This is a genomic window from Cryobacterium sp. Hb1, assembly GCF_004403585.1.
Lineage (GTDB): Bacteria > Actinomycetota > Actinomycetes > Actinomycetales > Microbacteriaceae > Cryobacterium > Cryobacterium lyxosi.
The window spans coordinates 66469-90662 of sequence record NZ_SOHI01000008.1 but is presented as its reverse complement, the minus strand read 5'-3'; the positions used below and the strand labels follow the sequence as shown (position 1 = coordinate 90662).

The 24194-nt window shown below is 65.4% G+C and carries 22 protein-coding genes; 18 read left to right on the top strand and 4 right to left on the bottom strand.

Annotated features, from left to right (window positions below):
* Positions 1–4: 4 nt before the first annotated feature.
* Both sdhC and E3T38_RS02345 read right to left on the bottom strand, forming a co-directional pair.
* Positions 5–418 (bottom strand): succinate dehydrogenase, cytochrome b556 subunit, encoded by a 414-nt coding sequence (gene sdhC / locus E3T38_RS02350; protein WP_104127400.1) that lies wholly within the window; start codon positions 416–418, stop codon positions 5–7.
* A gap of 110 nt (positions 419–528) precedes the next feature.
* The gene (locus E3T38_RS02345) at positions 529–1713 is read right to left on the bottom strand and encodes a glycosyltransferase family 1 protein (protein ID WP_134545888.1); all 1185 of its coding nucleotides are present in this window, start codon (positions 1711–1713) and stop codon (positions 529–531) included.
* A gap of 96 nt (positions 1714–1809) precedes the next feature.
* Here E3T38_RS02345 and E3T38_RS02340 point away from each other — a divergent pair, with 96 nt between their 5' ends.
* The 10 genes from E3T38_RS02340 to E3T38_RS02295 all read left to right on the top strand — a co-directional run bounded on the left by E3T38_RS02340 (position 1810) and on the right by E3T38_RS02295 (position 13561).
* Positions 1810–2931 (top strand): mannose-1-phosphate guanylyltransferase, encoded by a 1122-nt coding sequence (locus tag E3T38_RS02340; RefSeq protein WP_134545886.1) that lies wholly within the window; start codon positions 1810–1812, stop codon positions 2929–2931.
* Between the two features lie 63 nt (positions 2932–2994).
* Entirely contained in the window at positions 2995–4056 is a 1062-nt protein-coding gene (locus E3T38_RS02335; RefSeq protein WP_134545884.1) for a BMP family protein, read from the top strand.
* Positions 4057–4198: 142 nt separating this feature from the next.
* Positions 4199–5299: a BMP family protein gene (locus E3T38_RS02330; protein WP_134545882.1), complete on the top strand. Its 1101-nt coding sequence runs from the start codon at positions 4199–4201 to the stop codon at positions 5297–5299.
* Positions 5300–5460: 161 nt separating this feature from the next.
* Positions 5461–7023 carry an ABC transporter ATP-binding protein gene (locus tag E3T38_RS02325; RefSeq protein WP_134545880.1) on the top strand — a complete coding sequence of 521 codons (1563 nt, stop codon included), beginning with the start codon at positions 5461–5463 and terminating at the stop codon, positions 7021–7023.
* Positions 7020–8315, top strand: coding sequence for an ABC transporter permease (locus E3T38_RS02320; RefSeq protein ID WP_134545878.1), 1296 nt, complete (start codon positions 7020–7022; stop codon positions 8313–8315). Before E3T38_RS02325 ends, E3T38_RS02320 begins: the two co-directional genes overlap by 4 nt.
* Complete coding sequence (locus tag E3T38_RS02315) at positions 8312–9598, top strand: ABC transporter permease (RefSeq protein ID WP_134545876.1); 1287 nt, start codon at positions 8312–8314, stop codon at positions 9596–9598. Before E3T38_RS02320 ends, E3T38_RS02315 begins: the two co-directional genes overlap by 4 nt.
* Entirely contained in the window at positions 9595–10023 is a 429-nt protein-coding gene (locus E3T38_RS02310) for a cytidine deaminase (RefSeq protein WP_134545875.1), read from the top strand. The genes E3T38_RS02315 and E3T38_RS02310 overlap by 4 nt, the downstream gene beginning before the upstream one ends.
* Entirely contained in the window at positions 10020–11324 is a 1305-nt protein-coding gene (locus tag E3T38_RS02305; protein ID WP_134545873.1) for a thymidine phosphorylase, read from the top strand. The genes E3T38_RS02310 and E3T38_RS02305 overlap by 4 nt, the downstream gene beginning before the upstream one ends.
* A gap of 301 nt (positions 11325–11625) precedes the next feature.
* Positions 11626–12528 (top strand): hypothetical protein, encoded by a 903-nt coding sequence (locus E3T38_RS02300; RefSeq protein ID WP_134545871.1) that lies wholly within the window; start codon positions 11626–11628, stop codon positions 12526–12528.
* A 46-nt stretch (positions 12529–12574) separates the two neighbouring features.
* Positions 12575–13561 (top strand): aldo/keto reductase, encoded by a 987-nt coding sequence (locus E3T38_RS02295; RefSeq protein ID WP_134545869.1) that lies wholly within the window; start codon positions 12575–12577, stop codon positions 13559–13561.
* A 410-nt stretch (positions 13562–13971) separates the two neighbouring features.
* Here the strand turns inward: E3T38_RS02295 and E3T38_RS02290 are convergent, their stop codons facing one another.
* Together E3T38_RS02290 and E3T38_RS02285 are read right to left on the bottom strand one after the other, a co-directional pair.
* On the bottom strand, positions 13972–14787 hold the full coding sequence (locus E3T38_RS02290) for an aldo/keto reductase (protein WP_134545867.1): 816 nt from the start codon (positions 14785–14787) through the stop codon (positions 13972–13974).
* A 23-nt stretch (positions 14788–14810) separates the two neighbouring features.
* Positions 14811–16019, bottom strand: a complete 1209-nt coding sequence (locus E3T38_RS02285; protein ID WP_104198257.1) for an MFS transporter — start codon at positions 16017–16019, stop codon at positions 14811–14813.
* A 150-nt stretch (positions 16020–16169) separates the two neighbouring features.
* Here E3T38_RS02285 and E3T38_RS02280 point away from each other — a divergent pair, with 150 nt between their 5' ends.
* The 8 genes from E3T38_RS02280 (at position 16170) to E3T38_RS02245 (ending at position 24110) form a co-directional block, all read left to right on the top strand.
* The gene (locus E3T38_RS02280) at positions 16170–17147 is read left to right on the top strand and encodes a siderophore-interacting protein (protein WP_134545865.1); all 978 of its coding nucleotides are present in this window, start codon (positions 16170–16172) and stop codon (positions 17145–17147) included.
* A complete protein-coding gene (locus E3T38_RS02275) occupies positions 17144–18196 on the top strand; it encodes an iron ABC transporter permease (RefSeq protein WP_134545863.1) in 1053 nt (350 codons plus the stop codon). Before E3T38_RS02280 ends, E3T38_RS02275 begins: the two co-directional genes overlap by 4 nt.
* Positions 18196–19251, top strand: coding sequence for an iron chelate uptake ABC transporter family permease subunit (locus tag E3T38_RS02270; RefSeq protein WP_134546401.1), 1056 nt, complete (start codon positions 18196–18198; stop codon positions 19249–19251). Before E3T38_RS02275 ends, E3T38_RS02270 begins: the two co-directional genes overlap by 1 nt.
* Entirely contained in the window at positions 19251–20105 is an 855-nt protein-coding gene (locus E3T38_RS02265; protein WP_134545861.1) for an ABC transporter ATP-binding protein, read from the top strand. Before E3T38_RS02270 ends, E3T38_RS02265 begins: the two co-directional genes overlap by 1 nt.
* A 63-nt stretch (positions 20106–20168) precedes the next feature.
* Complete coding sequence (locus tag E3T38_RS02260; protein ID WP_134545859.1) at positions 20169–21170, top strand: iron-siderophore ABC transporter substrate-binding protein; 1002 nt, start codon at positions 20169–20171, stop codon at positions 21168–21170.
* Positions 21171–21444: 274 nt separating this feature from the next.
* Positions 21445–22338: an ABC transporter substrate-binding protein gene (locus E3T38_RS02255; RefSeq protein WP_134545857.1), complete on the top strand. Its 894-nt coding sequence runs from the start codon at positions 21445–21447 to the stop codon at positions 22336–22338.
* 21 nt (positions 22339–22359) lie between these two features.
* A complete protein-coding gene (locus E3T38_RS02250; RefSeq protein WP_104127418.1) occupies positions 22360–23343 on the top strand; it encodes an amino acid ABC transporter permease in 984 nt (327 codons plus the stop codon).
* A 14-nt stretch (positions 23344–23357) separates the two neighbouring features.
* Entirely contained in the window at positions 23358–24110 is a 753-nt protein-coding gene (locus E3T38_RS02245) for an amino acid ABC transporter ATP-binding protein (protein WP_158252531.1), read from the top strand.
* Positions 24111–24194: the final 84 nt, after the last annotated feature.

Sequence of the window (24194 nt, the reverse complement as noted above, 5' to 3'; positions counted from 1 at the left end):
CCCCCTAGTGGCTGAAGACGTTGATGAGGTGGCGCGGCACGAAGCCCAGCATGGTGACGACCCACAGGCCGATGACGACGTAGAACAGCACCCGCTGGTACTTGGCGTTCCAGAAGTCGATCAAAATGATCCGCAGCCCGTTGAACGCGTGGAACACGATGGCTCCGACGAGTGCGACCTCACCGAGGCCCATGATCGGCGTCTGGTACTGCGCGATAACCGCGTTGTACGCTTCGGGACTGACCCGCACCAGCGCCGTGTCGAGAATATGAACGAGCAGAAAGAAGAAAATCGCGACGCCCGTGATGCGGTGCAATACCCACGACCACATCCCCGTGTTACCCCGATACAGGGTGCCGGCGGGGCGACGTGACGTCGTCTTCTGCTGAGAATCTAGGGTTCCTGCCGTCTGTGGCATGAACAACCCTCCCTGGCTGAATAATGGCTCTCTAATGAGACCGAGAATGCGCTATAAGCACATGCCATTATTCTACAAGCGCGCCGCCCGCTCGTGTCAGTTAGGTAGCCCTAACGTTGCATCGAGGGCGGGACGTGCGTGCCGGCGCGCACGGCCAGTCGCTCGTCGACGGCTTGCTCGTAGTACTCGACCAGTTCGGCGCAGACCGTCGGCCAGGAGCGCCCAAGCACTGCGCGACGCCCGGCTTCGCCCATGCGTGCCCGCAACATCGGGTCCCGTGCGAGCTGGCACACCCAGTGCCGCAGGTCGTGGTCGTCGTCCGGTCGAAACAGGTAGCCGTTCACGCCGTGCGTCACGAGGTCGATCGGTCCGCCAGCGTGCGGGGCCACCACGGGCAGGCCGGCGGCGTGCGCCTCCTGCAGCGTCTGACCAAAGGTTTCCTCGGTGCCCGCGTGCACGAACACGTCAAAGCTCGCGTAGGCAACGGCAAGTTCGCGGCCCGACAGGCGTCCCAGCCAGGTGACGGGCATGCCCGAGAGAGCGCGCCGAATGGACGGGACGCTTGGCCCGTCTCCGACGAGAACCAAACGGATGCCCGGCACCCCGCGCAGCGCACGCAGTCGCTCCACCTGCTTCTCCGGGGCCATGCGGCCGACATACCCGACAATCACGTCAGGCTCAGCGCCATAGCCCGTGGGTGCTTCGTGCTGCGGTGCAATTCGTTCCCGCAGGGCGGCGACCGCCGGGTCATTCTTCAGATTCGGGTGGAACCCGGCGAGATCGACTCCGCGAGTCCACATCGCCAGGCCGGGAACGCCGAGGCGCAACAGGGCAGCCATCGACGACGACGACGGAACGAGAGTGCGGGTGGCGCCCTCGTGCACCCACTTCACGAACCGCCAGGCCAGGGCCGTGGCGGGGCCGAGGTGGTTTCGGTGCGCGTAGCCGGCGACATCCGTCTGAAAGATCGCGACCGAGGGAATGTCGAGCCGGTTGGCGGCGCTGATGCCCTGGGCGCCGAGCAGAAACGGCGAGGCTGCGTGCAACACATCGGGGCGAAAGTCAGCGAGCAACTTCTGCACCTGCGGGCTCGGTATGCCGACCGGAAACTCACGGTAGTTGACCGCCGAGACGGTATGCACCGGAAAACCGGCGTACTCGACGGGGGCGCCGTGGGGGGCGATGACCATGGCCTCGTGACCGGCGGCGGCCAGGTGCTCGAGCACCCGGCAGACGCTCGTGGTCACACCGCTGACGGTGGGGAGAAAACTTTCGCTGATTACTGCGATCCGCATGGTTTGAGAGTAAACAACGAGCATTGCCGCCGAGTAACGGGCGCATGAACAGCGCTCTCGCGCCGTCGTAGTGCGGGCGCCGGATAGTCTGGGCGCATGATTACGTCCACTGAGCCCATCGACCGCTTGTACAGCGTGATTCCCGCCGGCGGCATCGGCTCCAGGCTGTGGCCGCTGTCGCGAGCGGATGCCCCCAAATTTCTGCACGACCTCACCGGGTCTGGACACACCCTGCTGCGCGACACCTGGGATCGCCTCGTTCCGCTTTCGAGCGAGCAGCGCATCATGGTCGTCACCGGGCGGGCGCACCGTGCTGCCGTTGAACAGCAGTTGCCCGAACTGACCGACCCGAACGTCATTCTCGAGAGCGAACCGCGCGACTCGACCGCCGCGATCGGCCTCGCTGCAGCCATTTTGGAGCTGCGTGAACCCGGCGTGATCATCGGGTCGTTCCCCGCCGACCATGTCATCAAGGGCGACGCGCTGTTTCGTTCGGCGGTGCTGGAGGCGGTTGTCGCAGCGGATGCCGGTTATATCGTCACGATCGGCATTCAGCCGACCGAACCCGCGATCGGCTTCGGTTACATCAAGAGCGCCGCTTCTCTGGCAATCGATGGGGCACCGAGCGCCCTGGCCGTTGACTCCTTCGTCGAAAAGCCCAGCCCCGATGTTGCTGAGCGCTACCTCGCCGACGGCCATCACTTGTGGAACGCCGGGATTTTCATTGCCCGTGCCGACCGCCTGCTGGCCGAGATTGAGGCGGCCGAGCCCGAGCTGTACGCCGGGCTTCTCGAACTGGCTGCCGCCTGGGATACCCCGGCCCGCGGCGCCGTCGTCGACCAAGTCTGGCCGCGCCTGAAGAAGATCGCCATCGACTACTCGGTGGCTGAACCGGCTGCCGCCGCCGGCAAGCTCGTGGTGATCCCCGGCCAGTTCGACTGGGACGACGTGGGCGACTTCGCGTCGATCGCCAAGCTGCACTCGGGCGGACGCAAGGCCAACCTGGCCATCCTCGGCGAGGGAGCCCGCGTGCTCGCCGACTCGTCGAGCGGCATCGTGGTCAGCCACACCGGCCGCATGATCGCGCTGATCGGCGTCGAAGACATTATCGTGATCGACACGCCTGACGCGTTGCTGGTCACCACGAGTGCGAACGCCCAGAAGGTCAAGGCGGTCGTCGACGCGCTAAAGCTCTCGGGTTCGAGCGACGTGCTCTAAACCTGTACCGGTGTTCGGCTCGCACTGACTAGAATTCCAGTTCATGCTTAAGGGAGTGTCTTTATGCGTCACTTGATTGCTGTTTCTGCCCTCGCGGCATCCGCTCTGCTGTTGGCCGGGTGCGGACAGGCGCCGACACCGACCGCGACAACGGATGCAACAGCGCCCGACTACTGCGCCCGCATGGTCACGAACTCGGGCGGTCTCGACGACCGGTCCTTCAACCAGTCCAGCTGGGAAGGGTTGCAGGAAGCGGCGACGAAGTACAGCATCGACACCGAGGCGATCGTGTCGACGTCGGAGACCGATCTGGCACCGAACGTGAGTCAGGCCGTCTCGACCGGATGCCAGTTCGTTCTCACCGTCGGCTTTGAACTCGCCGATGCCACGCTCGCCGAGGCGACGGCCAACCCCGACGTACACTTCGCGATCGTCGACGAGGTCGTCGATGCGCCCAACGTGAAACCGATCGTCTTCGACACCGCGCAGGCGTCCTTTCTGGCCGGCTACCTTGCGGCCGGCGTGAGCAAGACCGGCATTGTGGCCACCTTCGGTGGCGGCAACCAGCCGCCCGTCACCCTGTTCATGGACGGTTTCGTCGACGGCGTCGCCATGTACAACGATAAGCACACAGCTGCCGTGCAGGTGCTCGGCTGGAACAAGGACACCCAGGACGGCAGCTTCACCGGCGACTTCGAAGACGTCAACAAGGGCAAGGCCTTCGCCCAGGCGTTCATCGACCAGGGCGCCGACATCATTTTACCGGTGGCCGGGCAGGTCGGGCAGGGCGCCGCCGCCGCCGCCGTCGAAACACCGGGAGTCTCCATCATTTGGGTCGATAACGATGGCTATGTCACCCTGCCGGCACAATTCCAGTCCGTCGTACTCACGAGTGTGCTGAAGAACACCTCGGCCGCTGTCGTGGAAACCATCGGGTCCGACCTTGACGGCACCTTCGACAACACGGCTTTCGTGGGTACGTTGAAGAACGGCGGCGTCGAGATCGCCGACTTCCACGACCTGGCTTCGCTGGTCACGCCTGAACTGAGTGCCGAGCTCGACCAGATCAGAGCCGCGATTGTGGCCGGGATCATCGCCGTAGAGGGCCCCAGCACACCCCAATAGGGAAAGAATCGTCTCGGCAATGTCGCGGCTTGGTAACGACTCGCGCGCGCACCCATAATGCTCATCCGCGCACCGTCACATTGGGTAACGTGGATCGCACCACGCCCGTGCGATCTCGCTGGGCAGCACCCAGGAGGTCCTCTTGACAATTTCGACCCGTAAGACCGCACTTGCCGGTCTTGCAATGTTCGGTACCGTGGCGATGCTGGCCGCCTGTGCTCAGGCGCCCGCTACGACCGACAACAATTCCGCTGCGGCCAGCGACTTTCTTCCCTGCATCGTGTCCGACTTCGGCGGCTTCGACGACAAGTCGTTCAACCAGTCGAGCTTCGAGGGCATAAGCCAGGCCGCCGACGAAATCAGCGGGGAGTTCAAGCAGGCGGAGTCCAAGTCGGCCGACCAGTACGTGAGCAACGTGAGCAGCATGGTCGATCAGGGCTGCAACTTCATTCTCAACGTGGGGTTTGCGCTCTCCAACGCCACCCGCGATGCGGCCAAAGCCAACCCCGACGTGCAGTTTGCCCTGATCGACTCGGCGATCTCCAACGATGACTTCAGTCCGCTCGTGCTCGACAACGTGAAGCCGGTGCTCTATGACACCGCCCAGGCTGCCTACCTCGCGGGCTACCTCGCCGCCGGCACCACCAAGACCGGAACCGTCGGTACCTATGGCGGACAGCAGTTCCCCTCCGTCACCATCTTCATGGACGGCTTCGTCGACGGCGTCGCGCACTACAACGAGGTCAAGGGCGCAGACGTCAAGGTTCTCGGCTGGGACAAGGCCGCACAAGCGGGCTTGTTTGCGGGCAGCTTCGACGACATTGCTAAGGGCAAGACCATCAGCCAGGGCCTCATCGACGCGGGCGCCGACATCATCCTGCCCGTCGCCGGACCGCTCTTCCAGGGCACCGCGCAGGCCATCCAAGATTCCGGCAAGGACGTCGCCATCATCGGCGTCGACTCCGACCTCTTCGAGACTTCGCCCGAGTTCGCCTCCATGTATCTCACCTCGGTCATGAAGCAGATGACGGATGCCACCAAGAAGATCACCGTGGACGCCTCCAAGGGTGACTACACCTCGGAAGCCTACGTCGGCACTCTGGAGAACAAGGGAGTGCTCCTCGCGCCCCTTCATGAGTGGGAGTCCAAGGTCGACCCGGCAATCATGACCGAGATCGACGCCATTACCGCCGACATCATCAACGGCACGATCGTGATCGAGTCACCGGCCACACCGAAGTAAAACACCAACGACGCCGGGGAGGACAGCTCACGCTGGCCTCCCCGGCGTCGTTCCGCGTTCCCGACCGCGGGCGCCGGTGCGACAGAGTCTCCTCGTCACCGGGCCCCCGCTGAACTGAGTCGCCGCGTTGCTGGCGGCGTCCGCTCAATAGAATTGGACTTATGAAGCTCGAACTCCGCGGCATCACCAAGAGGTTCGGCGCCCTGGTTGCCAATGACCGAATCAGCCTCACCGTCGAGGCTGGTGAAATTCACGCGCTGCTCGGCGAGAACGGCGCCGGCAAATCCACCCTGATGAACGTGCTCTACGGCCTGTACCGGGCCGAAGAGGGCGAGATCCTGCTCGATGACGTAGCCCAGCACTTCAGTGGGCCCGGAGACGCCATGAACGCGGGCATCGGGATGGTGCACCAGCATTTCATGCTCATCCCCGTGTTTACCGTCGCCGAGAACGTGATGCTCGGACACGAGGAAACGCGCTCCGGCGGCCGCCTCGATCTTCCCGCCGCCCGCAAGCGCGTGCGTGAGATCTCGGACCGGTTCGGATTCGACGTTGACCCCGACGCGCTCGTGGAAGACCTGCCCGTTGGCGTGCAGCAGCGGGTAGAGATCATCAAGGCGCTTTCCCGGGACGCGAAGGTGCTCGTTTTCGACGAGCCCACTGCCGTGCTCACCCCGCAGGAGACCGACGAGCTCATGGCCATCATGCGCCAGTTGAAGAGCACGGGCACCTCTATCGTCTTCATCACGCACAAACTGCGGGAAGTTCGCGAAGTCGCCGACCGTATCACGGTCATCCGCCTCGGCGCGGTCGTGGGCGAAGCCAGCCCGACCGCGACCAACGAGGAACTGGCCACGCTGATGGTGGGCCGCGCGGTCGACCTCACCGTGGAGAAGACCGAGGCCGCGTCGGGTGAGGCGGCCTTGGTCGTGACCAACCTCACGGTGCACGATGCGCTGGGTCACGTCGTCGTCGACGATGTGAGTTTCACGGTCGCCGTCGGCGAGATCCTCGCCATTGCCGGGGTGCAGGGAAACGGCCAGACTGAACTGACCGAGGCCCTGATGGGGCTCCAGCCCCGGGTCACCGGCGGGATCACCCTCGACGGCGTAAGCCTGCGCGGCCGCACGGTACGCCAAGTGCTCGATGCCGGCGTCGGCTTCGTGCCGGAGGATCGAACCGAAGATGGCCTGGTCGGCGAGTTCACCATCGCCGAGAACCTCATGCTCGACCGTTCGCACACCGAGCCGTTCGTCAAGCGTTTCAACGTGCAGCTCGAGTACCTCTCCCGCTTCGCCACCGAAAAAGTCGCCGAGTTCGACGTGCGGTCGCAGGGAATCGACACCCCCGTCGCTCGACTCTCCGGCGGCAACCAGCAGAAGGTCGTGCTCGCGCGCGAGCTCAGCCGCTCCCTGCGCCTGTTCATCGCCGCCCAGCCCACCCGTGGGCTTGACGTGGGCTCCATCGAGTTCGTGCACGAGCGCATCGTTGCCACCCGGGATGCGGGCACGCCGGTCATCGTGATCTCCACCGAGCTCGACGAGGTGGCGGCACTGGCCGACCGCATCATGGTCATGTACCGCGGTCGCATCGTCGGTATCGTGCCCGGCCTGACCCCCCGTTCCGTGCTCGGGCTCATGATGGCCGGGGAAGTGCCCGATCCGGCTGGTCCCACGAATACGCCCGACACCGATACGCCACGTACAGAAGGAGCTGCCGCATGAGCGACAGTCAGACTCCCGCCCCGAGCACCCCAGCAGCAGGCACTCCCGACTCCGCGACGCGCGGCTCGGCTCCGCAAACGCCGGAACAGTCCCGCTGGCACAGCGCATTCCGGGAAATCACCACGGGAAGCGCCCTCATCTCGGTGCTCGCCGTCCTGCTCGCACTCGTGGTGGGCGCGGTGATGATCGCGTTCACCAATGAAGACGTGCAGGCCGCCTCCGGCTACTTTTTCTCACGCCCCGCTGATACCGTCTCCGCCATCTGGCAGGCCGTGAGCGGTGCGTATTCCGCCCTGTTCCAAGGGTCGATTTACAATTTCCGCCGCCCCGATTTCGCCGACGGCATCAAGCCCCTCACGGAGACGCTCACCTTCGCCACGCCGCTGATCGCGGCGGGGCTCGGCGTAGCTCTCGGCTTCCGGGTGGGCTTGTTCAACATCGGGGGGCGCGGGCAGATGCTCATCGCCGCGGCCATTGGCGGCTGGGTAGCTTTCGCCGTCGACCTGCCCTACGGCATCCACCTCGTTGCCGCGCTTGTGGCTGGCATCCTCGGCGGCGCGCTCTGGGGTGGTCTGGTGGGACTCTTGAAGGCCCGTACCGGCGCCCACGAAGTGATCACGACCATCATGCTCAACTACGTTGCCTTCTACCTCGTCAGCTACCTCCTGCGCGACGGGTTTCTCAAGACACCCGGCTCGAACAACCCGCAGAGCCCCGCCACTAAACCGACCGCTATCTTTCCCGACCTGCTCGGACCCAACTACAATCTGCACTTCGGCTTCGTGCTGGTGATCGGTGCGACGGTGTTCACCTGGTGGCTGCTCAGCCGCTCCAACATTGGCTTCCAGTTTCGCGCCGTGGGTGAGAACCCCAACGCCGCGCGGGTCGCGGGCATCAGCGTGCAGCGCATGTACGTCTACGCCATGTTGTTCTCCGGTGGCCTCGTCGGGCTGGCCGGAATCAACCAGGTGCTCGGTACCACGACGAGCGGTTTCGGCGCCGGAATCGACTCCGGAATCGGCTTCGACGCGATCACGGTCGCCCTGCTCGGTCGTTCCAAACCGTGGGGTGTCTTCGCCGCCGGCATCCTCTTCGGTGCCTTCAAGGCCGGTGGGTTCTCGATGCAGGCCGCCGAGGGCGTGCCGATTGACATTGTGCTCGTGGTGCAGTCCCTCATCGTGCTCTTCATCGCCGCGCCGCCGCTCGTGCGCACTATTTTCCGTCTGCCCACACCCGGCGCTCTTCCCCGCCGCCAACGGCCCATCATCACCAAAGAGGCGGCAGCTAAATGAGCGTCATTGCCCCCGGAGTTCCACGCACCCCGTCGGCCCTGAGCGGGGACACGACGCTGGTGAGCTGGAAAGCACCGATCGCCCTCGCGATCTTCACGGCCCTCGGCATCGTGCTGCTCGTCGTTTTCGCGAGGGACGGGATAAGCACCATGCGTCTCTCGACCTCGACCGACCTCCTCCAGCTGCCCGAGGTCGAGCTGCCGACCCGCGCCACCGGCATCGTCGTCACCCTCCTCCTCGCCCTGATCACCGGCTGGAGCTCGTGGCTCGTGCGCTCGTCGAAGAAGACGCCGATCTGGTTGATCAGTGTGTTCGCGTTCCTCTTCCTGGTCGGCTTTTTGGCCTGGGCATCAGCAGGAAACACCATCCCGGTTCCCGGCCTGTTGTTCGGCTCGCTCAGCCTCGCCGTTCCGCTGATCTTCGGCGCCCTCGGCGGAGTCATTTCTGAGCGCGTCGGCGTGGTCAATGTCGCTATCGAGGGCCAGCTGCTCGCCGGTGCTTTCACGTCAGCACTCGTGGCCTCGCTCACCGGTTCGGCCATCGCCGGCCTGTTCGCCGCCATGGCCGCCGGTATGCTCGTCTCATTCGTGCTCGCTGCGTTCTCCATCAAATATTTCGTCGACCAGGTTATCGTCGGTGTCGTGCTCAATGTGCTCGTCACGGGCATCACCGGCTTTCTGTTCTCGCAGCTTCTAGCCCCGAACGCGGACCGGCTCAACCAGCCTCCGCGCTTCGACCGCATCAACATCCCGCTGCTCAGTGAAATCCCTGTTATCGGACCGGTGTTCTTTCGCCAGACGCTCATCGTGTACATCATGTACGTGGCCGTTGCGGCGGTGTATTACGGCATTTTCCACACCAAGTGGGGCCTGCGCCTTCGCGCCGTGGGGGAACATCCGCAGGCCGCCGATACCGTCGGCATCAACGTGGCGGCCACCCGCTTCTGGAACGTGTCGCTGGCCGGCGCCATCGCGGGTCTCGGTGGTGCCTACTTCACCCTGGGCTCGGTGGGAGCGTTTGGCAAAGAGATGACGGCTGGAGCCGGGTTCATCGCCCTCGCCGCGGTGATCTTCGGCCGCTGGGATCCCATTCGCGCCACCCTCGCCGCTTTGTTGTTCGGCTTCGCGAGCAATCTGCAGAACGTGCTCAGTATTATCGGCTCGCCCGTGCCGAGCGAGTTCATGCTCATGCTGCCCTACCTCGTGACGATATTTGCCGTGGCTGGCCTCGTCGGCAAATCGCGGGGCCCGGCAGCATCCGGCAAACCGTATATAAAATCATGACCCGGGCCGACTTGGTCGACTGGACCGCCCTGCGTGAGGTTGCCCTCGCCGCCATGAAGACGGCCTACGTGCCGTACTCGAAGTTTCCGGTCGGTGTTGCCGCGCTCGTCACAGACGGGCGGGTCATCAGCGGATGCAACGTGGAGAACGCCTCCTACGGCCTCACCCTCTGCGCCGAGTGCGGTCTGGTCTCGGCGCTGCACCGCAGCGGCGGTGGCCAGCTCGTCGCGTTCACCTGCGTCGACGGTAACGGCAACATCCTCATGCCGTGCGGCCGCTGCCGGCAGCTGCTCTACGAACACTCCGCGCCGGGCATGTTGCTCGAAACCGTGTCGGGGGTCAAAACCATCGACGAGGTGCTTCCGGATGCGTTCGGGCCTCGCCAACTCGCCGACTACCGCGCTGCCAAGGATTTTACGCCATGACCACCATCGAAGCGTTTGACGCCGTCGACCTCATTCACACCAAGCGCGATCGCGGTGAGCTCAGCGAGCCGCAGATCAACTGGCTGATCGACGCCTACACGCGTGGTTTTGTCGGTGATGAGCAGATGGCCGCCATGACTATGGCCATCTTTCTGAACGGCATGAGCCGTCACGAGATTCGCGCCCTCACCATGGCCATGCTCGCGAGCGGTGAACGCATGAGCTTCGATGGCCTCGGCAAGCCGACCACCGACAAGCACTCCACCGGCGGTGTCGGCGACAAGATCACCCTGCCGCTGATGCCGCTCGTCGCGGTGTTCGGCGCGGCCGTTCCGCAGCTCTCCGGCCGTGGCCTCGGCCACACCGGCGGCACCCTCGACAAGCTCGAGTCCATTCCAGGATGGCGGGCCAACCTCACCAACACCGAGATGCTCACGCAGTTGCAGGAGATCGGCGGCGTGGTGTGCGCGGCCGGCAGCGGCCTGGCCCCGGCCGACGGCAAGCTCTACGCCCTGCGCGACATCACCGGCACGGTCGAGTCGATTCCGCTGATCGCATCGTCGATCATGTCGAAGAAGATCGCCGAGGGCACCCGTGCGCTCGTGCTTGACGTGAAGTTCGGCTCCGGCGCCTTTCTCAAGGACATCGAGCGGTCGCGGGAACTGGCCCGCACGATGGTCGAGCTCGGCGAAGATGCCGGGGTGGCGACATCCGCTCTGCTGACCAACATGAACGTGCCACTCGGTTTTGCCATCGGAAACGCCAATGAGGTGCGCGAGTCGGTCGAGGTGCTCGCCGGCGGCGGACCTTCCGACGTGGTCGAGCTCACGGTGGCTCTCGCCGAAGAGATGCTGTCCCTGGCCGGAATCACCGGCGTCGACGTGGGCGCAGCCCTCACGGACGGCCGGGCCATGGATAAGTGGCGTGCGGTGATTCGGGCGCAGGGCGGCGACCCGGATGCCGCACTGCCGGTCGCCCGCGAAACCCACGTCGTGCTCGCCGAGAGGAGCGGCGTGCTGGTCGAACAGCAGGCACTGCCTTTCGGCATCGGCGCCTGGCGGCTCGGGGCTGGCCGGGCGCGCAAGCAGGATCCCGTGCAGCATGCCGCCGGAATCGACCTGCACGCCAAGCCCGGTGACACCGTCGTGGCCGGCCAGCCGCTCTTCACCCTCAGCGCCGACGAGCCGGCTCGGTTCGCCCGGGCGCTCGAGGCCGTTGCTGGTGCCTGGCGCATCGGTGATCCAGGGGAGCCCGTGCAGGATGGTGGACCGCTGATCGCGGAACGCATCGGGAGTCGCTAGCGCGGCGCCCGCTTGCGCCCCAGTAGTGGCGTGAGATGCCAACTTTGGCCCCTTCATCTTGGTGAGGTGCCACTTTTGGCCCCTTGACGAGCTTTCATGGGGTTGAAGGTGGCATCTCGCCTGGGTCGGGAGGTGCTCTTGGGGCTAAAGGTGGCATCTCGCCTGGGTCGGGCAGTGCTCGTCGGGCTAAAAGTGGCACCTCGCGTGGCTCACGCGACGTTGCCGGGCGAGATCGCATAAGACTGCCTGCAACCCTGTGGATAACTGCCGGGCCGGTCCCCGACCGTGGCACTCTCAGGCCATGCACATCCAAACTTCCCTCCCTCCCGGCTTCGAGTCCGGAGCGTTCACCTGTGCCGAGGCGCTGGCAGCGGGCATCTCGGCTAAGCGCCTGCGGTCGCGCGATGTTGATCATCCGTTCTGGGGAATCTGCGTTGCGGCTGGCAGCGTTCAGAACCTGCAAGACCGTTGCCGGGCATTTCAACAACGGATGCCTGCAGGCGCCTTTTTCAGCCATGCCACTGCTGCCCGCCTGTACGGGGTACCTCTGCCAGCAGGACTCGAGGCTGACCTGCGTATGCACGTGACAGTGGTGCACCCGGATCGGGCTCCGCGAGCAGCGGTGGTCATTGGACATCATGTGGCGAATCTTCCTGGAGTGGGCACCGTCGCCGGAATTTCGGTGCTCGCGCCGATTTCGGCGTGGTGCCAGTTGGCATCCGTTCTGGAATTGAACGATCTGGTGGCCGCTGGAGATCATCTACTGCGCGCCGAGCTCGGACTTGCGACGGCCGTGGAGATTGCCGCGCGGGTTGTGCAGTACGCGGGGCATGGGGGCGCCCTGCGATTGCGCGCGGCTGAGGCACTGATTCGGCCTCGCGTTGAATCCAGGCGGGAAACTTTCCTGCGCCTGTTTCTTCTGATGTGTGAGTTTCCTGAACCGGAAACAAACATGGATATTCCGCTGCCGCTCGGTAAGCGATGCGTGCGCGGTGACCTCGTCTATTTTCGCTACAAGGTTTTGGTGGAATACGACGGGGAACAGCACCGCACCGACGACGTGCAGTACAACCGCGATGCCGAACGCCTGCACGATCTGCGTGAAGCGGGCTGGCTGGTGATCACGGTGCGGAAGGGGTCGTCAAAGGAATGGGGGCGTGATGCCGTTGATGCGGCGCTGCGGTCGCGAGGGTGGCGCCCATAGCTTCGTCGCCGTCATAAACCGGGGCGCCTGTGCCTAAGCTGGGGGCATGCAAAAACGAATCCTCGGAAGAACCGGCCGCACTGTTTCCGTGGTCGGTCTCGGAACCTGGCAGCTCGGGGGCGACTGGGGCGCCGTGACTGACGCCGATGGGGCTGCTGTGCTGGCGGCATCCGTAGATGCCGGCGTCACGTTCTTCGACACAGCGGATGTCTATGGTGACGGCCGCAGCGAGCGTTTGATCGGGCAGTTTCTTGCGAACGACGCTTCAGGTGCTGAAATCACCGTCGCCACCAAAATGGGTCGCCGGGCCGAACAGCTGCCGGAGAATTTCGTGCTGGCCAATTTTCGCGAGTGGACCGACCGGTCGCGGACCAACCTCGGCATGGACACCCTCGACCTCGTGCAACTGCACTGCCCGCCTGGCGCGGTCTTTGAATCCGGCGAGGTCTACGACGCGCTTGACACCCTCGTCAGCGAGGGCGTCATCAAAAATTATGGTGTGAGCGTGGAGACCTGCGACCAGGCGCTCGCCGCGATCAGCCGCCCGGGCGTCGCCACGGTGCAGATCATCCTGAACGCTTTTCGGCTCAAGCCGCTCGACGAGGTGCTGCCGACTGCGCGCGCCGCCGGAGTCGGTATCATCGCCCGGGTTCCGCTGGCCAGCGGGCTGCTGACCGGCAAATATTCCCACGAGACCGTATTCGCCGAAAGCGACCACCGCAACTTCAACCGCGACGGCAGCCACTTCGACGTCGGCGAAACCTTCTCCGGCGTCGACTTCGAGGTCGGCCTGCAGGCCGCCACCGAATTCGCTGCCCTGGCTCCGGCCGGCCTCACCCCGACCCAGGCCGCACTGGCTTGGGTCGCCCAGATCGACGGCGTGAGCGCTGTGATTCCGGGAGCCCGCTCGGTTGCACAAGCTCAGGCCAATGCCGCGGCCGGCGTGGCCGAGCCGCTGGGCGTCGCCTTCAACGAGGGCGTTCAGGACATCTACGACCGGCTCCTGCGGGAGCAGATCCACCCGCGCTGGTGAATGCGACCGGCCTCGGTTGAGGCCCGGGATCAGCTGGTCACTCCAATGCGTCAGAGTCGCGGCGGCTGTCGACAGGCTGGCTTCGGAGCGATCGCGCCTGCAGGCACGCAGCTCGCAGGCCGCGGAGTCAGCTGGTGGGCCACCGGCAGGATCATGGCCGCAGTCGCCGCGCATGACGTGATTCGGCAGAGCGGCGGGAGAACCACTGCCGTGATGACCAAACCTTGCAATTCACTATGAACGGAGGGCAGTCCGTCTACGGGTTTTGGTTCATTGTGTATCTCGTTTGGCTAAGGCCCGTTGTGCAGACCGGGAACCCCGTCACTGGTTCGATGCCGGTTGAAACATGGATTGATGAGCGGTCGGGCCTGCGACCACCTCCCGCGGTTCCGGGTTCGGCCCGCGGCCGCTCAGTCGAGGTCGTCGGGGTCCTTGCCGGTGCGCTCGCCGCTGTCGAGTGCCGCAATCGCCGCAAGATCCTGCGGGTCGAGCACAATGTCGAACACGTCAATGTTGGCGCGAATGCGCGCCGGTGTGACCGACTTGGGAATGACAATGTTGCCGAGCGACAGGTGCCAGGCGATCACGATCTGCGCCGCCGACTTGCCGTGCCTGGCGCCGATCGCGTCGAGGATCGGGTTGCCGATCGCGCGCCCTCTTGCCAGGGGTGACCACGCTTCGGTACGGATGCCGCGGGCCGCGTCATACACGCGCACCTTGGTTTGCGGCAACCACGGGTGCAACTCCACTTGGTTGAGCACGGGCACGACCTCGGTCTCGGCCAGGAGACGGTCGAGGTGGTGCGGGTGAAAATTGGAAACGCCGATCGAGCGGGCCCGGCCCGTGGCGCGGATCGCTTCGAGGGCGCGATAGGTGTCGACATAGCGGTTCTGCTTCGGGGCCGGCCAGTGGATCAGGTACAGGTCGACGTAGTCCAGGCCCAGCTTGGCGAGGCTCTCGTCGAAGGCTTTCAAAGTTTCGGCGTAGCCATGGCGGTCATTCCAGACCTTGGTCGTCACGAACACGTCTTCCCGAGGCACGCCGGAACGCGTGAGTCCCTGCCCGACGCCGACCTCGTTCTCGTAGAGCGCGGCGGTGTCGACGTGACGGTACCCGGCGTCGAGCGCGACCTGCACGGTCTCGGCGGCGAGGTCATCCGCTACCTTGTACACCCCGAGACCGAGCTGGGGAATCAGGTGGCCGTCGTTGAGGGTGAGTGAGTTCATCCCTTCATGCTAGGAGAACTGGGCTAGGAAACCTGCACCTGAATGGGCTCGGTATCGGGGATGGGGCTGATGTCCCGGCCACGCAGGTCGGGGTGCCAGCGACGACCGAGTGCGGGAATGATGCAGCCGAGCGCGGCGAAGCCCGCTGCGACATAGATCGCGGAGACCGGTCCGGAGTGGTCGATGGAAAAGCCAGCGATGGCCGACCCCATGGCGGCGCCGATCAACTGGCCGGTACCGACCCAGCCGTAGGCCTCGGCGGTGTCGCTGAACTTCACGCTCGCCGAGACGATGCCGAACAAGACCGCGAAGGCGGGAGCGATGCCGACCCCCGCCACGAGCAAGGCCAGGGACAGCCACCAGAAGGTGAGCCACAGGCTCGCCAGGGCCAGCCCGATGGTGACGATGAGCATGCGGGCGGCGAGGGCCCACGGGCCGATCGGGGAATGGCCGAGCGCGAGGCCACCGATGAGGGAGCCGATCGCGAAGATGCCCAGCACCCAGCCAGCGTCGGCGCTGCCGTGCCCGAACACCGCGACCACTCCGGCTTCGACGGCGGCGCAGGCGGCTACGAGGGTGAACCCGACGATGGTGCTGAGCAGCACTGCGGGCTTTTTCAGCACCACACCGAGCTTGCGGCGGCTGCGCGGAATGCGCACCCGTCCCACCTCCGGCAGGGAGACGAACCAGATTCCGCCGGCGACCAGAAAGAATGCGGCGAGCAGGATGCCCGCGGTCGTCGAAACCTGCAGCGCCACGAAGGTCGCGATGACGGGGCCGAGTACCCAGATGATCTCCTGCGCCGAGGCGTCGAGTGAGAATAGCGGGGTGAGCTGGCGAGAGTTGACGATTTTGGGATAAATGGTGCGCACGGCGGGCTGAATCGGCGGCGTTGACAGGCCGGCCACGAATCCGATGAGCATGAGGCTCAGCACCGACAGCGGAACCAGCGCCATAACGACGATCGACACCGCGCAGATGAACATGGTCGCGATGATTACCGGGCGCATGCCGAGCTGTCCCATCAGACGGCTGGTGAGGGGCCCCGCGATGGCCTGGCCGATGCTCATTGCGCCAAGAACCAGCCCGGCAGCGCCATAGGAATCAAAGATCTGCTCAATGTGAATGAGAAAGGCGAGTGAGAGCATACCGAACGGAAAACGGGCCGTCAGCTGCGCGCCAATCAGGCGGGACACGCCGGGTGTGCGCAGGAGCGTCCAGTAACTTTTCACAATGATTTCAGTCTAGGGTCGTGCGCGTCGAAAACCGGGGCGTCGAAAACCGGGGCGATCAGACTGGGCAGTGAAACCGGGGGAGACGGGTGGCCATGCTGGGTCCTCATGCAAAGCCCACTGTGAGGCAAGGCATGCCATACTTAGGTAATGCTTACCTTACCGATTCGAACCGGCTTGGGAGCCCGGGCGGTCACTGACCGACCGGCTTACCGGCCCTACCGGGTCACCGTGGTCGGCATCCGCTTGCTGAGTGATCATTTCACCCGGGTGACGTTTTTCGGTGCGCAGTTCGATACCTTCGGCACGGCGGGGCTCGACCAGCGCATCAAAATAGTGTTGCCGCTGCCCGGCTGCGGCCTCTTTGATATCGGCGAAGATGATGATCGCGTCGGCGCCGACGGCACCTGGTACGACCGCTGGCGTGCGTTGCCCGGCGCCGACCGTAACCCCCTTCGCACCTACACGATTCGAGCAGTGCGCCCCGAACAGCGCGAAATCGATGTGGATTTCGTGACCCACGCCGGCCACGGCGCCCTCGGGCCGGCCGCGCGCTGGCTGCAGGCTGCGTCCATCGGGAGTGACGTTGTCATCATCGGCCCCGACGAACGCAGCCCGGAGCGCGCGATCGGCCTCGACTGGCACCCGGCTCACGCGACCGACCTGCTGCTGGCCGGTGATGAAACCGCCGCCCCCGCTATCTGCAGCATCCTCGAGAGCCTGCCCGCTGGCCGCCGTGCCCGCGCTTTCATCGAAGTGCCTGTCGAAGCGGATGCACTACCCCTCGTGTTACCGACCGGTTGCGAGATCACGTGGCTGGCCCGCGACACAGCGCCGCACGGAGAACGCCTGGATGAAGCCGTGCGCGACTGGGTCGCCGACAACGGCACGCTCATCAATCTGGCGGTCGCCGCACACGCTCAGCCGCTCGCCGAGGTCGACGTGGATTGCGACCCGCTCTGGGAATCACCGAACGACGAGAGCGGCACCGGTTTCTACGCCTGGCTTGCAGGCGAATCCGGCATGATCAAATTGCTTCGACGTTTTCTGGTGAGCGAGACCGGCATCGACCGTTCACGGGTGGCTTTCATGGGTTACTGGCGGCTGGGCCGGTCCGCAGCTCAATGACCCTGGCTCTCGAACGACCTGCACCCGCTGCACCGGCGCCGGCCCGCGTTCACTCGCGTCGCGTCGTCATCGGCTTTATCATGGCCCTCGTACTGCTGGGGCTCAGCATCGCCGCGTCACTCCTCGTCGGCACCCGCGAGATCTCCCCGGTCACCGTGTGGAGCGCGCTGTTCAACCCGGACCGCACCCTGACCGACCACACCGTCATCCTCGACCTGCGCGTGCCGCGCACGGTCGTGGGCCTACTGGCCGGCCTCGCCCTCGGCCTGGCCGGCGCCCTCATGCAGGGCGTCACCCGCAACCCGCTCGCTGACCCCGGCCTACTCGGCGTCAATGCCGGAGCCTCCCTGTTCGTCGTTGCCGGCATCGCCTGGTTCGGCGTGACTTCCTCGCTCGGCTATGTCTGGTTCGCCTTCGCCGGCGCCGCCGTTGCGGCAACGATCGTCTACCTGATCGGATCGCTCGGCCGTGAAGGCGCGACGCCGGTGAAGCTCGCCCTCGCCGGAACCGCGCTGACGGCAGCGTTCACCTCGCTCATCACGATCGTGTTACTGGCCGACTCCGAGGCTTTCGACCGCTACCGATTCTGGGCGGCCGGCTCTCTCGTCGCCCGCGGCCTCGACGCCGCCCTGCCGCTGGCCCCGTTCATCCTGGTGGGGACGATGCTCGCCATCGGGGCCGCCCGCATGCTCAATACCCTCGCCCTCGGCGACGATCTCGCCCGTGGTCTCGGCCAGAACCTGGTCACCGCCCGCATCGTCTGCGCCGTCGCGATCGTGCTGCTGTGTGGCTCGGCGACCGCGATGGCCGGTCCGATCGTGTTCGTCGGCCTCGCAGTGCCGCACGTGGCCCGCTGGATCACCGGCCCCGACTACCGGCTCATCATCGCGTTCTCCGCTTTCTTCGGGCCCACCCTGCTCGTCACGGCGGACGTACTCGGCCGCATCATCGCCCAGCCGGGGGAGATCGAGGCCGGCCTCGTCGTCGCGTTCCTCGGGGCACCGGTACTCATCGCCCTTGTGCGCCGCGTGAAGCTGGCCGGTCTGTGATGACCACCCGCAGCGAGGTGAAAACGGATGTCGCGCCCCTCAGCCACGCGCGCGCCCGGCAGAGCAGGCGCGAGCACCGGCTCGTGCTCGCGCTGCTCGGTGCCCTCGTTCTCGTGGCCGCCTTCAGCCTCGCGGTCGGCGCGTACTCCCTGGGCGTGCCCGACCTGCTAAGCACCCTCACTGGTCAGGGCACCCAGAGCGAGAACTTCATCGTGCTCTCGCTGCGCCTACCCCGGCTGACCCTCGCCGTGCTGGTCGGGGTAGCGTTCGCGATCTCTGGCGCACTGTTCCAGACCGTGCTGCGCAATCCGCTCGCGAGCCCCGACATCATCGGGGTCACCGGGGGAGCGAGCGCCGCCGCGGTGTTCGGCATGCTCATCCTCGGTTTTGGAAGCGTCGCCACCTCCCTCGCTGCGTTTGCCGGCGCCAGCATCGTTGCCTGCGCCATCTACCTGCTGGCGCGCCGCGGCGGCGTGGTCGGCTACCGCTTCGTGCTTATCGGCGTTGGCGTCGCGTTCATGGTGCAGGGCCTGCTCGGCTACTTATTGTCCCGCGCCGATCTCAACGACGCCCAGGGCGCTCTGCTCTGGCTGGTCGGCAGCGTCAACGGCGCCGGATGGCAAGAGATCGCGGTCGTGGCCGTCGTGCTACTCGCGCTGCTGCCCGTCGTTCGTGTTCTCAGCGGCCGCCTGCGCGTACTGCAACTCGGCGATGACCTCGCCACGAGCCTCGGCGTCGGTGCCGAACGCACCAGGCTCGTGCTGCTCGTAGTCGCTGTCGCGCTCGCCGCGACGGCGACCGCCGCCGTCGGACCGCTCGCCTTCGTGGCGTTCGTGGCAGCACCGATCGCCCGGCGCCTGCTCGGCACCGGCGGTCTGGCCCTGACTCCCACGGCGCTTATCGGAGCGCTCATCACGACCGTCGCCGACTTCACCGCCCAGCACCTGCTGCCCGGGCAGCTCGAACTGCCTGCCGGAATCATCACGGGAGCCATCGGCGCCCCATACCTGCTCTGGCTGCTCGCCACCGGCAATACAACCGGAAAGAGCGCCTGATGACCCACCTACTGCGCGCCGAGAGTGTCAGTCTCGGCTATGACCACACTGCCATCATTGAAAACCTCGACCTTGAAATCGTTCAGGGTGCCGTCACGGTCATCGTCGGAGCCAACGCCTCGGGCAAGTCCACCCTGCTCAAAGGCCTCGCGCGCCTGCTGAAACCGGATACCGGCCAGGTCACCCTGGACGGGCGCAACATCGCCGCGCTCCCCGCAAAAAAGGTCGCGACCATCGTGGGCCTGCTGCCGCAACAGCCCATCGCACCCGACGGCATCACCGTGGCAGACCTCATCAGCCGCGGCCGCTACCCGCACCAGGGGTGGTTTCGGCAGTGGTCGAGCACCGACGACGCGATCGTCGCCGCAGCAATGGCCGCCACCAACACCCACGAACTCGCCGCGCGCCGCCTCGAAGACCTCTCCGGCGGACAGCGCCAGCGCGTCTGGATCGCCATGGCGCTCGCGCAGGACCCCGAGATTCTGCTGCTCGACGAACCGACTACGTTTCTCGACGTGACCCACCAGATCGAGGTGCTCGACCTTCTGCTCGAGCGCAACCGTGAGCGCGGCACGACCGTCGTGATGGTGCTGCACGACCTCAACCTGGCCGCCCGCTACGCCGACCACCTCGTCGTCATGTGCGCCGGACGCATCGTGGCCAACGGAACGCCCGCAGAGACGCTCAACGCCGACATCGTGCGTAAGGCCTTCGACCTCGACGCCACGATTGTGTCCGACCCGGTCTGCGGCGCGCCCATGGTCGTGCCGATCGGCCGGTTCCACGGACTTGTTCCGCCGGGCTCACCGAGGCTGAACGTCCCTGCCCTTGAGCATTCGCACATCAGAAATTAGGTTAGGCTAACCTTATATCAGCGGGGTACCCTGTCGCCCGCGCCCGACGAACTGGAGAACTTCGTGACCCGACGCCTGACCCTCACGTTTGTTGCCGCAGCGAGCATCCTTGCCCTGGGCCTGAGTGGTTGCACGGCCGCCAACGATACGGCTGACCCTGCCGACGCCGCGGCATCCGGCAGCTTTCCCGTCACCATCGAGCATGCCTTCGGTGAAACCACGATCGACTCGCAGCCCGCCCGCGTGGTGGCCTGGGGATGGGGCAGCGCCGACGACGCGATCGCGCTCGGCGTGATCCCGGTGGCTATCCCGTTCCAGAGTTACGGTGGCGACGAGAACGGCGTGCTGCCGTGGATCGCCGAGGCCCTCACGGGGGAAAAGATGCCCGTCGTGCTGCCCGATACCCAGGAGCCGCCCTACGAAGACATCGCAGCAGCAGGCCCCGACGTGATTCTCGCCGCCTACTCCGGCATCACCGAGCAGGAATACGACCTGCTCAGCAAGATCGCCCCCGTTGTCGCCTACCCGGGCGACGCCTGGGCCACCCCGTGGCGCGATCTGATCGAGATCACCGGAACCGCGCTCGGCAAGACCGACGAAGCGAGCGCCCTGCTCACGTCGATCGACACCGAAATCGCCGACCAGGCCGCCGCGCATCCCGAATTCGCCGGCAAGACCATTGCCCTCACGAGCGACAGCGCCGGCAGCTTCTACGTCTACAAGAAGCACGACCCGCGCGTCGATTTCACCCTCGACCTCGGCTTCGTCAGCGCGCCCGCCGTCGATGAGCTCGCAACCGACGAGGCGAGCTTCTATTACACGCTCAGCTACGAACAGCTCGACCAGCTCGGCAGCGACCTGCTGGTGAACTTCGGTTCCACCCAGGAGGAATCCGACGCGTTCCTTGCCGCGAGCTACGCGCAGGCTATGCCGCAGGTGCAGGCCGGCACGGTCGCATCCCCGGTCGGCGCATCCTTCATCGCCTCGGTTTCCCCGCCCACGGGACTGTCGTTGTCCTGGGGCCTAAAAGACTACGTCGCCCTGCTCGCAGCCGCAGTCGAGTAGGACTGTTTTCGAAAAGCATGCCGCAGCGCCGGCTTGCTGTGGCATCCGTTGGCCTCGGCTTCGACCAGCGACCCGGTGACGTGTACAAAATGTTCGCTCTGCGGTTGGGCACGTTTCGTGCGATAGATCCGCCGCATCCGCTCGTCAAAATTTCACCGTGGGGTAAACGCTCGAATTTGCCGCGCCGCGCGTGCACTAAGCTCGATAGGTCTTACCCGCGTGTGGGTTCATCGGCGAACTCGCGCATTTTCGACCATCTAGAGAAGGAAGTGCCATGCGCGCACGATATTTTATTCCAGCATTCGCTGCCGTCGCCGTAGTGCTGCTGACCGGCTGTGTCGACAACTCCACTCCTGCAGCCACGACGACGCCCGATGCTGTAAGCACCATTGAAGCGGATCCCGCCGCGGTCGCACTGCTCCCCGCGGACATTAAAAGTGCAGGGGTGCTCGTCGTCGGAACGGACGCGGCCTACCCGCCGAACGAGTTCAAGGACCCGTCCGGTGCACCGATCGGCTGGGGTATCGAGCTCGCCGACGGTATCGCCGCCAAGCTCGGCCTCACCACCAAGTATCAGATCGCGTCGTTCGACACCATCATCCCGAGCATCACCGGTGGCACCGTCGACATTGGCGAATCCTCCTTCACCGACAACCTCGAGCGCGAGAAACAGGTTGACTTCGTCAACTACTACAACGCTGGAATTCTCTGGGCCGCGCCCGTTGGCCACACCGTCGACCCCGACAATGCCTGCGGTCTGACCGTCGCCGTGCAGGACAACACGGTTGAAGAGACCGACGAGCTGCCCGCCAAGAACGCGGCCTGCGTCGCCGCCGGCAAGGAGCCCATCGATGTGCTGCCCTACGGCTCCCAGGACGAAGCGACCAATGCGGTCGTGCTCGGCAAGGCCGATGCCCTCAGCGCCGACTCGCCCGTCACCCTCTACGCCATCAGCAAGGCCGACGGCGAGCTGGAGCCCGCCGGCGAGAGCTTCGACACGGCGCCGTACGGAATCACCGTCGACAAGGGGTCCGAGCTGACGGCGGCCGTGCAGGCCGCCCTGCAGTCCATGGTCGATGACGGCTCCTACGGCAAGATCCTTGACGCCTGGGGTGTCACCGACGGTGGCATCGACACCATCACCATCAACGTCGCCTCCAAAGGCTAGAAAGAGTAAGCGACCCACATCATGACTCACACGACCGCGACCGGCGTCGAGACCGAGCCCGGTATCAAGGCCATCCGCCTGCGCCACCCCTGGCGCAACATCTTCGCGGTCGTGTTACTGATCATCGTTGCGCTGTTCATCACCGATGCGGCGATGCGCCCCGCCTACGACTGGCCGGCGGTCGGCAAGTACCTGTTCGACCAGCGCATCTCGCAGGCGGCGTTCATCACCCTGCAACTCACGGTCTACTCCATGGTCATCGCGATCATCCTCGGAGTGACCCTCGCCATCATGCGGCTCTCACCCAACACGGTCGTCAGCAGCATCGCCTGGGTCTACCTCTGGATCTTCCGTGGTACCCCGGTGTACGTTCAACTCGCATTCTGGGGCCTGATCGGCACGATCTACCAGACCATCGACATCGGGTTGCCCTTCACCGAACCGTGGGTGTCTTTTCCGACCCGCGTCGCGCTGAGCGCGTTCATTCTCGCCATCGTGGGACTGGCCCTGAACGAGGCCGCCTATATGGCCGAGATTGTGCGCGCCGGCCTGCTCTCGGTCGACAGCGGGCAGGAAGAAGCGGCGACCGCGCTGGGTATGAGCTGGTTCCAGACCATGGTGCGCATCATCGTTCCCCAGTCGATGCGGGTGATCATTCCGCCGGCCGGCAACGAGGTCATCTCGATGCTCAAGACCACCTCGCTGGTGACGGCCATTCCGTTCACCCTCGAGCTCTACACACGTTCCCGCGACATCGCCGCAGTGACCTTCGAAACAGTGCCGATGCTCATCGTCGCGTCGATCTGGTACCTGTTCTTCACGTCTATTCTCATGGTCGGCCAGTACTTCCTCGAAAAGCGGTTCGCCCGCGGTATTGGCGACCGTCGCCCAGACAAGAAAGCGGATGACGCGGCCGCGTCGCTCACGGGGGCCACCCCGGTCGTTGGCAGCGGCCAACCCACCGTGGTGCTGCCCCCCACCGACCCGCCCCAGGGAGATCGCTGATGCACGACACACCCATGGTCGTCGCCGACCGCGTCTCCAAGAGCTTCGGCTCCAACGAGGTGCTCAAGAGCATTTCGCTCGAGGTCAAGCGCGGCGAGGTCATGTGCCTGGTCGGCCCCAGCGGTTCGGGCAAGTCCACCTTTCTGCGTTGCATCAACCATCTCGAAGTCGTCTCGTCCGGGCGGCTCAGCGTCGACGGAGAGCTCATCGGCTACCGCGAGACCAATGACAAGCTCTACGAGATGCACCCGAGGGAAGCGGCCCGGCAGCGCCGGGACATCGGCATGGTGTTCCAGCGGTTCAACCTGTTTCCACACATGACCGCGCTGCAGAACGTGATGGAGGCACCCATCCGGGTCAAGGGCCTGTCGAAGGCCGGGGTCGAGGCCAACGCCCGGACTCTACTGGCGCGGGTCGGTCTCGCCGAACGCGCTGACTACTACCCGGCGCATCTCTCCGGCGGCCAGCAGCAGCGGGTCGCGATCGCCCGCGCCCTGGCGATGGAGCCCAAGCTCATGCTGTTCGACGAGCCCACCAGCGCGCTCGACCCCGAGCTCGTCGGCGAGGTGCTCGACGTCATGCAGGGCCTGGCCCGCGACGGCATGACCATGATCGTGGTCACCCACGAGATGGGTTTCGCCCGTGAGGTCGCCGATTCGCTGGTCTTCATGGACGGCGGAGTCGTCGTCGAGAGCGGCGTGCCTACCGAGGTGCTCGCCAACCCGCAGCACCACCGCACCCAGGCCTTCCTTTCCAAGGTGCTCTAGCCCCACCCCCACCCCCGTCCCCGCACCCGCACTTGCACCACCGGACGGGGCCCGGGCCCCATCCGCGGGCCCAGTTTATAGACT

What these genes read in the sequence shown, in the direction of transcription:
- E3T38_RS02280 (WP_134545865.1), top strand. Translation starts at nt 16,170, where the DNA reads ATGCTTACCTTACCGATTCGAACCGGCTTGGGAGCCCGGGCGGTCACT.
- E3T38_RS02310 (WP_134545875.1), top strand. Translation starts at nt 9,595, where the DNA reads ATGACCCGGGCCGACTTGGTCGACTGGACCGCCCTGCGTGAGGTTGCC.
- E3T38_RS02320 (WP_134545878.1), top strand. Translation starts at nt 7,020, where the DNA reads ATGAGCGACAGTCAGACTCCCGCCCCGAGCACCCCAGCAGCAGGCACT.
- E3T38_RS02335 (WP_134545884.1), top strand. Translation starts at nt 2,995, where the DNA reads ATGCGTCACTTGATTGCTGTTTCTGCCCTCGCGGCATCCGCTCTGCTG.
- E3T38_RS02245 (WP_158252531.1), top strand. Translation starts at nt 23,358, where the DNA reads ATGGTCGTCGCCGACCGCGTCTCCAAGAGCTTCGGCTCCAACGAGGTG.
- E3T38_RS02270 (WP_134546401.1), top strand. Translation starts at nt 18,196, where the DNA reads ATGACCACCCGCAGCGAGGTGAAAACGGATGTCGCGCCCCTCAGCCAC.
- sdhC (WP_104127400.1), bottom strand. Translation starts at nt 418, where the DNA reads ATGCCACAGACGGCAGGAACCCTAGATTCTCAGCAGAAGACGACGTCA.
- E3T38_RS02290 (WP_134545867.1), bottom strand. Translation starts at nt 14,787, where the DNA reads ATGAACTCACTCACCCTCAACGACGGCCACCTGATTCCCCAGCTCGGT.
- E3T38_RS02250 (WP_104127418.1), top strand. Translation starts at nt 22,360, where the DNA reads ATGACTCACACGACCGCGACCGGCGTCGAGACCGAGCCCGGTATCAAG.
- E3T38_RS02255 (WP_134545857.1), top strand. Translation starts at nt 21,445, where the DNA reads ATGCGCGCACGATATTTTATTCCAGCATTCGCTGCCGTCGCCGTAGTG.
- E3T38_RS02340 (WP_134545886.1), top strand. Translation starts at nt 1,810, where the DNA reads ATGATTACGTCCACTGAGCCCATCGACCGCTTGTACAGCGTGATTCCC.
- E3T38_RS02305 (WP_134545873.1), top strand. Translation starts at nt 10,020, where the DNA reads ATGACCACCATCGAAGCGTTTGACGCCGTCGACCTCATTCACACCAAG.
- E3T38_RS02295 (WP_134545869.1), top strand. Translation starts at nt 12,575, where the DNA reads ATGCAAAAACGAATCCTCGGAAGAACCGGCCGCACTGTTTCCGTGGTC.
- E3T38_RS02315 (WP_134545876.1), top strand. Translation starts at nt 8,312, where the DNA reads ATGAGCGTCATTGCCCCCGGAGTTCCACGCACCCCGTCGGCCCTGAGC.
- E3T38_RS02325 (WP_134545880.1), top strand. Translation starts at nt 5,461, where the DNA reads ATGAAGCTCGAACTCCGCGGCATCACCAAGAGGTTCGGCGCCCTGGTT.
- E3T38_RS02345 (WP_134545888.1), bottom strand. Translation starts at nt 1,713, where the DNA reads ATGCGGATCGCAGTAATCAGCGAAAGTTTTCTCCCCACCGTCAGCGGT.
- E3T38_RS02265 (WP_134545861.1), top strand. Translation starts at nt 19,251, where the DNA reads ATGACCCACCTACTGCGCGCCGAGAGTGTCAGTCTCGGCTATGACCAC.
- E3T38_RS02300 (WP_134545871.1), top strand. Translation starts at nt 11,626, where the DNA reads ATGCACATCCAAACTTCCCTCCCTCCCGGCTTCGAGTCCGGAGCGTTC.
- E3T38_RS02275 (WP_134545863.1), top strand. Translation starts at nt 17,144, where the DNA reads ATGACCCTGGCTCTCGAACGACCTGCACCCGCTGCACCGGCGCCGGCC.